Raw genomic sequence first — 12,265 nt, 5'->3', positions numbered from 1 at the left:
GCTCCCTGCATCAGGTTACTCCCCGCGCAGCGGCGAGCTGACGGCCCGTGAGATGACCATCGCGAAAAACGCCTGGCAGTATTTCGTCTCCAACTATCAGCCCACGACGGGCCTGGTGAATGCGGTCAACAAATATCCCTCCACCACCATGTGGGACAGCGCCTCCTATCTGGCCGCCCTGACGGCGGCGCGCGAACTCGGGATCATTGATAAAGCGGAATTTGACCGCCGGATGCTGAAATTCCTCGCCACGTTAAACACCCTGGTGCTCTTTCGCAACGAGCTGCCCAACAAGGCCTATAACACCATCAGCGGCCAGAAGGTGGACTACACCAACAAGCCCGGCGAAATTGGCTTCTCGGCGCTGGATATCGGGCGAATGCTGGTCTGGCTGAAAATCATCAAAGAGCGTTATCCGGAATACGGCAACAGCATTGATAACGTGGTGCTCGGCTGGGATTTCAGCCACGCGATCGACCCCTGCGGCACGCTGTACGGGGCCTATCTGGAGAACGGCCAGCCGAAGTACGTTCAGGAAGGGCGGCTGGGCTATGAAGAGTACGGCGCGGCTGGGTTCCAGCTGTGGGGGTTTAATACCTGTAAAGCCAGCCGTCCGCAGCCTTACGAGCTTGCCGAGATCTACTGCGTGCTGGTCCCGTACGATACGCGCGATCCACGCAACACGTCGCAGCATAACTACGTGGTGACGGAATCCTACCTCCTCTACGGGCTGGAGTTCGGCTTTGACAAACCGACCGACCGGGATAACGCCCCGCGCGACTACTCCCTGACGTGGATGAAAAACTTTGCCGACCGCGTTTATCAGGCTCAGGAGAACCGCTATACCATTACTGGCGTCCTCACCGCGCGCTCCGAGCACCAGCTCGATAAGGCCCCTTACTTCGTCTATGACACCGTCTTCAGCGACGGGTACAACTGGAACACCATTACCGATAAGGGACAGTTCGTCCCTAACGCTGCCGCGATTTCGCTGAAGGCGGCGCTGGGCATGTGGGTGCTGTGGAACTCCCCCTATACCGACCGCCTGCTGAATACCATTGAGAATGCCAACGAAGAGGGAAAAGGCTACTACGAAGGGCTGTATGAAAACGGCGACGGCCCGATCAAAGAGTTCACCGCGAACAACAACGGCATCATGCTGGAGGCCCTGTTGTTCAAAAAAGAGGGAAAACTGCTGGCCTTCAACACCGACAATCCGAAGAGCAAGGATTTTGCCCCGTCTCTGTGGGATCAAAAGCTGCTCGATCAGTTTGAAGAGAACAACACGCTGCGCAGCCGCCCGTTCCTTACCAGCACACCGGCCGTAAAAAGCTGGTGCGACCGGACCGGCGTCACGCAGCGCACCAAACCCGCCTGCCAGGCCTGCCAGTGCGCGTCATGCAGCGCGGACGAGCCCGTTAAACTGCCTCCGGTGACTGCGCAATGCTTAAAACCTTAGCCAGAGGGCTTGCGGGATTACTCCTTGCAGGCGCGATCGTCTTTGCGCTGTTTGCCCATCAGGGCGCAGGCTGGCGCTGGCTCATCAGTGGCGGCTGGCACTCGAGCGCGCGTATTGCCGCCCTGACGCCGGAAGAGCGGACGTGGGCGGCGATCGCCTGGCGCTATTTCGTCAATAATACCCAGCCGCAAACCGGGCTGGTCAACGGCAGCGACAAACAGCCCCGCGTCACGCTCTGGCAAATGGGCGACACGCTTATCGCCCTGCTGGCGGCCAAAGAGCTGGGGCTGATTGACGACGCCGAATATGACGCTCGCCTGACGCGGCTGATGGGCACCCTCAACCGCCTGATGCTGACCGAGGCCCGGACGCCGGGTCGACTCTATTCCAGCCAGACGGCGACGCCGATCGACTTTAGCGGCAAGCCCGTTAAAAATGGCTGGTCCGCGCGCGATATGGCGCGCCTGATGCTCGCCCTGCGCCTCACCGCAGAGCGGGAACCGCAGTACAGCGAATACCTGGATAAAATCATTCTGCGGTGGAATTTCTGTCCGGTCATCGATCGTGAAGGCGAACTATGGTCATCTTCCCTGCAAAACGGTCAGCCGGTGGTGCGCGAGGAGCTGCGCCTGGGCGAGAGCGAATATGCCGCAACGGCGTTTCAGCTGTGGGGATTTTCCCCGGATAAAGCGTTTACGCCCCCGGCACACCACGTCATCATCGCCCAGCGGCGTCTGGCCGTCGATGCCCGGGATCCGCGCACCACGTGGCAGCCCTCCCTGATCGCCACCCTTCCCTATATGCTGCCGGGCCTGGAGTTTGGCTGGGAACCCGAAGGCGTTGCGGCCGATCTGCAAAAGCACCTGCGCAAGCAGGCCGAAAACGTCTGGCTGAGCCAGAAGAGCCGCTGGGAGACCGATAAGATCCTGACGGCCAGGGCAGATTTCTCGCTCCCGCAGGCCCCCTGGCATATTCAGGATACGGTCTGGGGAAATGGCTATGCCTGGAACTCTGTCGGTGACGATGGACGAGACTACACCCGTTTCGCGCAGGTATCGACCAAAGCGGTCTTTGCCCTGTGGGCACTGTGGGACACCCCTTACACCGACGTGCTGATGGCGGTGACAAAGCATCTTAACGATCCGCAAAAAGGCTGGTACGAAGGCCGCCAGGAAGCCACGGGCGATACCAACGCTGCGCTCACCCTTTCCACCAATGCCACGGTGCTGGAAGCCCTGTTCTTTAAGCACAACGCGGGCCCCCTGTTTGACGCCCGCCGGGCCAAAAAAGAGAGCTACTTTACGCGCCGTGTGGCAGATGACTATACGCCCGTCGGGCACTGTCTACCGGGCGAAAACGCCGTAAGGAGGACGCCGTGAAATTTTACCGCGATCTGTTTGAATCCAGCCTGAACCGCGTCTTTCCGGATAATGATAAAACGGCGTTTTTCCAGACGTTCTATGACGCCTTCGTTCATATGTCGCCCGAGACGGAGCAGCATTTTTCTCGCCTGCCGGATAGCGAGGGTCAGCAGACTCTGTTTAAGAGTTTCTTCGCCATGCTTGCGGTAGACGGCGCGTTAATCGTGCCTGATTTTCTCGAGCGCCTGGCGCGGGAGCAAAGCGACGACGGTCTCCACCTCCCCCCGCGTTTTTTCGCCCTGTGGCGCGAAGCGATGTTGAACACCGTGAGCCTGCGCGATCCGCAGTGCGACGATGAGATCCTGACGGCCTGGGCCATGGCGATCGCGCCCGGGCTGGAATACCTGCGCCGGCAGGCAGAACTGCACTACCGCGCGTAGGAGGATCACGATGAGCGCATTCACGTACGATCTTAACGCGTTGCCGGCGGCCGTCATGATTTATGACCGCGAGGAACGCCTGCAGGCCTGGAATCACAACGTGGCCCTCTTTTATCCGGTCATCACCCCGTGGCTGAAGGCGGGCACAACGCTGGAGTCGCTGGCGGAACGCTTTATCGACGCCGTTTACAACGTCGACCCCGGCCTGCGCCAGACGCTGCGCGAGTCGATCGTGCGCAACTGTCGGCAGGATAAACACTGCGAAGTGCGGCAGGCGGGCCAGCGGCGCATCTTCGTCCAGCACCAGCGCCTTGCGGACGGCGGCATTGTCAGCCTGCACAGCGATATTACCGAGCTGGATGAAGCGCAGCGCGCGCGGCACCAGCTGCATGACGATTTTCTGCTGACGGCGGAATCCATCCATATCGGGATCTGGGACTGGCAGGTTTCCGGCGACACGCTCCAGGTCAACGATACCCTGCTTGCCATGCTGGGCCAGTCGCGCACCCAGTGGCGATATCCGGTGCGTTTTCTGCTCAATCAGGTCCACGAGAACGATCGTGCAGCGCTGCGCAAGGCTCTACAAGCTTCGAAGCAGGATCATCGCCCGGTCTTTGAATGTGAAATTCGCGTGCATCACCCTACCGAAGGACTGCGCTGGATGCTGCTCTCCGGCCAGGTGGTCACACTCTCTATTGAGGGAAACGCCGAGCGCGTGATTGGCACGCTGCAGGATATTACGCGCCGTAAGGAGGCTGAAATTCAGGCGTTCGCCTCGGCCATTGAGGCACAAAAAGCCAATGAGGCAAAAAGCGCGTTCCTGGCGAATATGAGCCATGAAATTCGCACCCCCATGAACGGCATTATTGGCATGACCCAGCTGTGCCTGGATACGGCGCTCAGCGCCGATCAGCGCGATTACCTGACGCTGGTAATGAGTTCTGCCCAGTCTTTGCTGCACATCATTAACGATATTCTCGACTTTTCCCGGATTGAAGCCGGAAAAGTGGAGCTGGAGGCGGAGCCCGTCCCGGTCCGCCCCTTCATTCAGTCGCTTATTCGCCCCCACATGCCGGGCGCAAGCGAAAAAGGCATCGAGCTTCTGGTTGATATTGCACCCGACGTTCCCGACGTGCTGCTGGTCGATGGCGCCCGGCTGCGTCAGGTTCTGACCAATCTGCTGGGTAATGCGCTGAAGTTTACCCATAAGGGGGAAGTGATCCTGATTGTTGAGCCCGGCGATAGCGCGGATCGATGGCGTTTCCGGGTGTGCGACAGCGGCATTGGCATACCGGCAGATAAGCAGAAAGCCATTTTTGAAGCCTTCAGCCAGGCGGATAACTCAACCACGCGCCGCTATGGCGGTACGGGGCTCGGGCTAACCATCTCTGCGCGACTGGTCGCAGCGATGGGCGGCGAATTAACGGTATCCAGCGAGCCGGGGAAAGGCAGCGAATTTTCCTTCGCGCTGCCGCTTGCGGCCCAGGCGCCTGGCCCGGAGGAACGCCGGCATAGCCATCGCTTTAACGGGGAGCCCGTGCTGGTGGTTGATGATAACGCGACCAACCTGCGGCTATTGGCCGCCATGCTGAGCCAGATGGGGCTGAAACCCACCTGCGTTAATAACGCCAGCGAGGCCATCAACCGGGTTAAAACCGGAACGGCATGGCCGCTGATCCTGCTGGACGCGCAGATGCCGGATATGGACGGCGTGTCGCTGGCCCTCGAACTTTCGGTGCTGCCGCAGGTTGCTGAGAGCCACATCATAATGCTGAGCTCCATGAGCCGACATTTTGATATCAATATGCTGAAGCGGATCGGTATCCAGAACTACCTGCATAAACCTATCGCCCAGAATGAATTGCATCAGGCGATTGCCGCGGCGTTTGAACGTGCGCCGAAGACGGTGAGTGAAAGCGCGCCCGCGCCCACCGTCGCGCCGGGCACAGCCGGGCTCAGGGTCCTGCTTGCGGAAGATAATCTGGTCAACCAGAAGGTCGCTGCGCGCCTGCTCGAGCGGCTCGGCCACACCTGTCAGATCGTCGATAATGGCGTCGCGCTGCTGGAACGCTGGCGCGCGGGCGCGCGGGCGCGTGGGACGTTTTGCTGATCGATCTTCAGATGCCTGAGATGGACGGTGAAACCGCCATTCGCCTGCTGCGCGAAGAAGAACTCGCCCGGCCCGGACCGGCTCAGCCCACCGTCGCCATGACGGCACACGCCATGCAGGGGGATAAAGAGCGCTGTCTTCAGATGGGTTTCGACGGCTACATTGCCAAACCCATCAGCCAGAAGCGTCTCGCTGAAGAGATTGCTCGCGTGCTCCCGCGCCACGATGCCCCTTACGACTTCCCGGATGAAGCACGCCTGCTGAAGCAGTGCGCTGACGACCCTGCGCTGGTACAGGAGCTGCTGGCCCTGTTTGGCGAAGGGCTGGAGGAGGCCATGAAGGCCATCACCCGGGCTATTGACAGCGACGATCGTGAAGCGCTGCGCCGCGCGGCCCACAAGCTGCGAGGAGAAGCCGTCACTCTGGATTTCGGGCGACTCGCCCGTCAGCTGCAGGCGCTGGAGAGCGAGGCGCACACGCTGGAGGGGCAACAGCTTACGACGCTAAACCAGCAGCTTCAGAAGGAATCGCTGCGCCTGATGGCGTGGCTCAACGCGCGCGGGGTAAACGCATGATTGCTCGCAACTGCGCGCTGCTCTTTGCCCTGTTGACCACCCACACTGTGGCTAACTCTGCACCGGTCAGCTGGTCTCTGGCCGGAGAATGGCAGGTTCAGGACGCCAATAATAGTGCGCATCCTGCTGCATCAGGCTGGCGCCCGCTTCAGGTCCCCGCCAACTGGTACAGCGCCGGATACGATCATCAGGGCGTGCTGTGGTACAAGCACGCCTTTTCCCTGCCCGTGCAGCCGCCCGACGTAATGAGCACCCTGGTTTTTGACGGCGTCGATTACCTGGCCGAGGTCACCCTGAACGGCCAGCCGCTCGGCCAACATGAGGGCTATTTTCAGCGCTTTTCGCTGGATGCCAGCCAGGCGTTACAACGTCACAACCGACTGGTGGTCAGGGTGGACAGCCCTTACGAAGATCCCAATAAGGTCTGGCCGCTGCATAAAACGCTCATGAAAGGGATCCTTAACCAGCATGACACGCGTCCCGGCGGGGCCTGGTCGCCGCAAGGACAGGACGCCAACTCGGGCGGCATCTGGGCACCGGTGAGGCTGCATCTTAGCCGGGGCGCTACCCTGGATGAGACCATCCTGCGACCAGACTGGTCACAGGGGCTGACGCACCCCGTGCTGAAAGCAGATATTCGCTATCGCGCGCTCGGTCAGGGCCCGGCGACCGTGCGTCTCACCGCCACGCCCGCCAATTTCAGCGGCAAGCGCTTCCAGGCTGACTTTCCGGTTACCCTCGAAAGCGGCGCCCATTCCGTGCAGCTGACGCTGCCCATGCCGAAGGCAAAACTGTGGTGGCCCGTCGGTACGGGGAAACCGCACCTGTATACCATTCGCGTGGCATTACGCGATGAAAACGGCCTGATGGATACGGCGGTCACCCGCACCGGGCTGCGCAAGATCGTCGAGCAGCCCGACAATAAGGGCTGGCTCATTAACGACAAACGCCTTTTCATTAAGGGCAGCAATTACATCGGCTCCCCCTGGCTCAGCACCATGACGCGAGAAAAATACCGTCGCGATCTTCGTCTGGTGGAAGCCATGAACGCCAATGCCATACGCGTGCACGGACACGTTGCCGGACGTGCGTTGTATGACGTGGCCGATGAGATGGGGATGATGATCTGGCAGGATGTTCCGCTGCAGTGGGGCTACAACAACAGTGCGGCTTTCACGGAAAATGCGGTTCGACAGACGCGGGAGATGATCGAACAGTTCGGTAATTCTCCCGCCATTATCGTCTGGGGCGGGCATAACGAACCGCCGTGGAATTCGCCGTGGATGGAAAAACGCTTCCCGGACTGGAATAAAAACCTCAACCGCGAACTCACGCAAAAGGTAGCGGATACGCTTGCCGAAGATACCTCCCGCATCGTGCACCGCTTCTCCGCCGTTGAGGAGCATTACTGGGCGGGCTGGTACTTTGGTACCGTACGCGACCTGCTTGCTCCGGCCAAAACGGGGATCATCACCGAGTTCGGCGCGCAGGCGCTTCCCCGCCTGTCAACGCTAAAAACCATCATCCCGGCGGCGTCGCTCTGGCCAAAAACGACCGCCGCTGACGATCCCGGCTGGACCGTCTGGAAATACCATAATTTTCAGCCCTTCCAGACCTTTAAGTTTGCCGGTATTCCGCGCGGGAAGAACATTCAGGCGATGATCCGCAATACTCAGGCGTACCAGTCTCAGCTGGTGGCCACGGCGGCAGAGAGCTACCGTCGACAGCGCTACCAGCCGGTGACGGCCCTGTTCCACTTCATGTTTGTAGAAACCTGGCCCTCCATCAACTGGGGCGTGGTGGACTACCTGCGTAAGCCTAAAGCCGGGTTTTATGCCTTAAAACGCGCCTACCAGCCTGTTTTGCCGTCCATTGAACCGGTGACGGCGCAGTGGCAATCCTGGGCGGCGGGGAGCGTGCGTCTGTGGGCCATCAACGACACCTGGAAACCGTGCCGCGAATGCCGCCTGAGCTGGCGCATCACGCAGCGCGACAAGGTGCTGGCAAAAGGCACGACGACGATGACGATCGCAGCAGATTCGGGAGCGATGGTTAAAACGCTTACGGCCACGCCCGAGGGCCAGGACGACGTGTCGATTCGGTTTACGATTGAAAACAGCGCGGGAAAAATTATCGGTGAAAATCAGCGCACGGAGTCCGTTATAAGATGAGCGAGGGGAAAAGGAAAATTGCCGCTTCCCCTGCTTTCTTGTACCCTTTCAGCGTTTATCCCAATCACCTAAAAATCGAGACATCCGGACGCCTATGACTGCACATATTTCCAAAGATCCTTTGCATGGCGTAACGCTGGAGATGATGGTCAACGCCCTGGTGGCGAAATATGGCTGGAGCGAATTGGGCGACCGAATCAAAATTAACTGTTTCAGAAAAGACCCCAGCGTTAAATCGAGCCTGAAATTTCTGCGCCGTACCCCGTGGGCGCGCGCGGAGGTTGAAGCCCTGTATCTGGACTCTCTCAACGATGAGGGAAATACAGAGCAGGCGGCGCCCGCATTTAATCCCTGGGCCAACAGCAGGATTATCAAGAGCTAATACGCAAATGACGCGACACGTAAAACGGATTGGTGCGCTGGCTGCCTGCGCACTTTTACTTGTAAGCTGCTCCTCAAAACCACCCAAATCACTGGTTACCCCTCTTCCCACCGTCAATAAACCGACGCCGCAGGCAAACGAGCCGATGCGCGGGATCTGGCTGGCGACCGTCTCGCGTCTCGACTGGCCGCCGGTGGCCTCGGTGAATGGCCGCAGCGCGGACCAGCGCATCGCGATGCAAAAGCAGGCGCTGATTGCAAAGCTCGACAACCTTAAGCAGCTCGGCATCAACACGGTATTTTTCCAGGTGAAGCCGGACAGCACGGCGCTCTGGTCATCTAAAATTTTACCTTGGTCAGATATGCTGACGGGCAACATCGGTGAGTATCCGGGATACGATCCGCTGCAGTTTATGCTTGATGAAGCGCACAGGCGCGGCATGAAGGTCCATGCCTGGTTTAATCCCTATCGCGTATCGACCAACACCAAACCGTCCACCATCGCCGCGCTAAACCGGACCGCCTATCAGACCCCGTCCAGCGTTTATGTCCAGCACCCGGAATGGGTCCGCATCTCGGGCGACCGCTTTGTGCTCGACCCGGGCATTCCCGACGTGCGGGACTGGATAACCAAAGTGGTGACCGAAGTGGTGGCGAACTACCCGGTAGACGGCGTGCAGTTTGATGATTACTTCTATGCCGAATCGCCGGGATCCGCGCTCAATGACGCGCAGAGCTGGCGGCAGTACGGCCAGGGGTTTGCCTCAAAAGCCGACTGGCGTAGACACAACACGCAGCAGCTGATCGTCCAGGTCTCCCGCGCGATCAAGCAGACAAAGCCCAACGTGGAGTTTGGCGTCAGCCCGGCGGGCGTGTGGCGTAACCGCTCCTTTGACCCGGCAGGCTCCGACACCCGCGGCGCCGCGGCCTATGATGAATCCTACGCCGATACGCGTCAGTGGGTGCAGCAGGGCCTGCTGGACTACATCGCGCCGCAGATTTACTGGCCCTTCTCCCGGGATGCCGCGCGCTACGACGTGCTGACCAGATGGTGGGCCGACGTCGTCAAGCCGACCCACACTCGCCTGTATATCGGCATTGCGTTCTATAAGGTGGGCGAGCCGTCGAAAAAAGAGCCGGACTGGACGGTTCAGGGCGGCGTGCCGGAGCTGAAAAAACAGCTCGATCTCAACGATTCGCTGCCCAACGTCAACGGCACCATCCTGTTCCGGGAAGATTACCTGAACCAGCCGCAGACCCAGCAGGCGGTAAACTATCTCCGTGGACGCTGGGGTAGCTGAGTGACCACCAGGCAGAAACGCCCCGTTTCTGCCTGGTCTTTTACGGCTTCGGCCCGAACATCGCCTCAAGCTGCTGGGCATCCGGCATACCCACCACCTGCTGCAGCTCGTTTTCCGCATTCAGATAGTAAATGGCCGGCGTGGCGTTTGCGCCCAGGCTGTCCATCAGCGCCTGATGTTTTTGCAGGATCTCAACCGTTTCGCGAGAAGCGTCCCCTTCAGGCTTGGGCAGTTTTTTGCCGCCGGAAAGCTCGTATTCGCGCCAGGCAGCAACCGGATCTTTCGCGTTCAGTATAGCGGCGGCGTTGCGTCCGCTGTTGGGGTTGAGGAACGCCACCAGCAGCGTATTGAGCTGCACCTTACCGGCCTTCACCCACGGCTGCGCCTCGGACCAGAACTGCTTGCAGTACGGACAGAACGGATCGGCAAAGACAAAGACCTTACGCGGGGCGTTATCCGCCCCTTCCTTCAGGGGATGCGCCGCGTTGAGGTTTTTCCACATCTCGCGTCCCATCGGGGCGTAGATCTCTTTCTGGAAGTAGCCCTCGCTGAGGTTCTTCCCTTTGTCATCATAAAGATAGCCTGAGATCACGTGCTTGCCGTCCGGCGTGAGAAAGAGCGTCACGCCCATATCCTGATACTGCCCGAGCCAGGCTGGCGCCCCGCCGGGAGCATCCAGCTTCTTGATGATTTTGATCTGCTGCTGCTCGCTGAACTGCTTCACCACGTCCGGTATGGCTTCAGCCGCCTGTACCAGCCCTGACGTCGCCAGCGCCGAAAGTAACAGTAATTTTTTCATTTCCCTCTCCGGTTTATCGGGGGCATTTCGCCCCCTTCAGGTTAGCGGTTTTTCAGTGCTTCACTGACCATTTCGTCGAACTGTTCAAACGGCACCCAGCCGGGAAGCAATCCCTCGCCGATAAGCGTGGCGGGCGTGCCCTGGATCCCCATTTTTTCCGCCACAATGAGGCTTCGCCTGATCGTCAGAAAACTCTCCTCATCCGGCGTCGTCACGCTCACGCCCGCCCGCTTTTGCGCCTCCTGAATGCTGGCGTCATCGTGGTACCCCTTTTTCGCCATCAGGGTGTGGTTCAGCTTCATAAACTGCTCAGGATGCGCACGCCAGACGGTTAACGCGTCTCGTGCGGCGGTCAGCGAACTTTCCGAGCGGAAAGGTAAAAACTTAAAGACCACCGCCACGTCCGGGTGTTTTTCGACAATCTTCTCCAGGTACGGATCGAATTTTTTACAGTACGGGCAGTTGTAGTCGGTAAACACCACCAGGGTGAGCTTTGGGTTTTTCGCACCGATGCGCGGGGAGTTCGGATCGTTAAACAGGAAATCAGCGATCGTCTTTTGCGCACGCTGCTCCTGGTCCGGCGTCAGCGGCTGCGCGGCGAATACCTGAAGCGGGGCCAGCAGGAGCAGCAGCGTAATAAAGAGTTTTTTCATGACACAGTTAGCCTTTTGCGTTGTTCAGGGTGGTGACCAGGGTGCGCTTGTCCAGCAGCGGCGAGAGGATCTCGCCATCAGGCTGGCCGGGGCCATACACCGCGTTAAACGGAATGGCGTAGCGGTTTCGCTTCGCCAGAAAATCCGCGATAAACGCGGACGGCTGGCTCCAGTCTCCGCGCAGGGCCACCACGTCCGGCTGGCGCAGCGCGGCAATCACGTCCGGCTGGCTGAGCACCCGATGCTCGTTAACTTTGCAGGTCACGCACCAGTCCGCGGAAATATCCACAAACACCCGTTTCCCCTGCGCCAGCGCGTTCTCGATAGCCTTTTCACTGAGCGGCTGCCACGGGATAGTCTGCGCAACGTTTTGTGCCGGAGCGTCAGGCGCCGCGTTAAGCAGACCGCGCACCTGATACCCGCCGAACGCCGACAGCGCGATGACCACCAGCCAGAACAGCGGCGAAGATTTTTGCCCCTTTAGCGCAAACAGCACCAGCGCGACGGCAGTCAGCCCCAGCATCACGATCTGGCTGACCGCCTCGCCCAGATGCACGCTCAACAGCGTCGCCAGCCAGAGGCTGGAGGCCAGCATCATCAGGCCGAGGATGACCTTGAGCGTGTTCATCCAGCGGCCGGGTTTTGGCAGCAGCATGGCCGTTTTCGGCACCAGGGCAACGAACAGCCACGGCAGGCTCATGCCCACGCCCAGCATCAGGAAGATAAGCCACAGGGCGTGCAGCGGCGCGCCAAGGGCAAAGGCGACGCGGTACCGAGGAACGGCGCGGAGCACGGCGTCGCCAGCAGAGTGGCGAACATCCCTTCGCAGAAGCTGCCGCCGATCCCCGCTCCCCCTGCCGTCGCCAGCCGTCCGGCGGCGGCAGAAGGCAGCAGCATTTCAAACGTCCCAAACAGGTTCAGCGCAAACAGGAAGGTCACGGCAACCATCAGGCCGATAAACCACGGGTTCTGGAACTGAATGCCCCACCCCAGCGACGCTCCGGCCAGCTTCAGT

The 12,265-nt window shown here is 59.8% G+C and carries 8 protein-coding genes and 2 pseudogenes; 7 read left to right on the top strand and 3 right to left on the bottom strand.

The window, feature by feature from the left end; all coding sequences use genetic code 11:
- The 7 genes and pseudogenes from ACWYRJ_RS19225 to ACWYRJ_RS19195 form a co-directional block, all read left to right on the top strand.
- A partial coding sequence (locus tag ACWYRJ_RS19225; protein WP_455508445.1) for a DUF3131 domain-containing protein occupies positions 1 to 1,459 on the top strand: 1,459 nt, incomplete at its 5' end.
- Positions 1,444 to 2,838 carry a DUF3131 domain-containing protein gene (locus tag ACWYRJ_RS19220; RefSeq protein ID WP_455508444.1) on the top strand — a complete coding sequence of 465 codons (1,395 nt, stop codon included), beginning with the start codon at positions 1,444 to 1,446 and terminating at the stop codon, positions 2,836 to 2,838. The genes ACWYRJ_RS19225 and ACWYRJ_RS19220, both read left to right, overlap by 16 nt.
- Positions 2,835 to 3,260 carry a globin family protein gene (locus ACWYRJ_RS19215; RefSeq protein WP_008501676.1) on the top strand — a complete coding sequence of 142 codons (426 nt, stop codon included), beginning with the start codon at positions 2,835 to 2,837 and terminating at the stop codon, positions 3,258 to 3,260. Before ACWYRJ_RS19220 ends, ACWYRJ_RS19215 begins: the two co-directional genes overlap by 4 nt.
- A gap of 10 nt (positions 3,261 to 3,270) precedes the next feature.
- Positions 3,271 to 5,945 (top strand): annotated as a pseudogene (locus ACWYRJ_RS19210) (response regulator).
- Entirely contained in the window at positions 5,942 to 8,116 is a 2,175-nt protein-coding gene (locus ACWYRJ_RS19205; protein ID WP_455508443.1) for a glycosyl hydrolase 2 galactose-binding domain-containing protein, read from the top strand. Before ACWYRJ_RS19210 ends, ACWYRJ_RS19205 begins: the two are co-directional and overlap by 4 nt.
- A 94-nt stretch (positions 8,117 to 8,210) precedes the next feature.
- The gene (locus ACWYRJ_RS19200) at positions 8,211 to 8,498 is read left to right on the top strand and encodes a VF530 family protein (protein ID WP_032647326.1); all 288 of its coding nucleotides are present in this window, start codon (positions 8,211 to 8,213) and stop codon (positions 8,496 to 8,498) included.
- 7 nt (positions 8,499 to 8,505) lie between these two features.
- Complete coding sequence (locus tag ACWYRJ_RS19195; protein WP_223582341.1) at positions 8,506 to 9,798, top strand: glycoside hydrolase family 10 protein; 1,293 nt, start codon at positions 8,506 to 8,508, stop codon at positions 9,796 to 9,798.
- Between the two features lie 40 nt (positions 9,799 to 9,838).
- Here ACWYRJ_RS19195 and dsbG read toward each other — a convergent pair whose 3' ends face one another.
- The 3 genes and pseudogenes from dsbG to ACWYRJ_RS19180 all read right to left on the bottom strand — a co-directional run.
- A complete protein-coding gene (dsbG, locus tag ACWYRJ_RS19190) occupies positions 9,839 to 10,597 on the bottom strand; it encodes a thiol:disulfide interchange protein DsbG (protein ID WP_133294455.1) in 759 nt (252 codons plus the stop codon).
- A 41-nt stretch (positions 10,598 to 10,638) separates the two neighbouring features.
- On the bottom strand, positions 10,639 to 11,250 hold the full coding sequence (locus ACWYRJ_RS19185; protein ID WP_111963592.1) for a DsbA family protein: 612 nt from the start codon (positions 11,248 to 11,250) through the stop codon (positions 10,639 to 10,641).
- Between the two features lie 7 nt (positions 11,251 to 11,257).
- A pseudogene (locus ACWYRJ_RS19180) lies at positions 11,258 to 12,265 on the bottom strand (protein-disulfide reductase DsbD family protein); the annotation flags it as partial.

The organism is Enterobacter sp. (genome assembly GCF_977039595.1).
The sequence above is the reverse complement of the archived record's forward strand: the minus strand, read 5'-3'. Positions and strand labels throughout refer to the sequence as shown.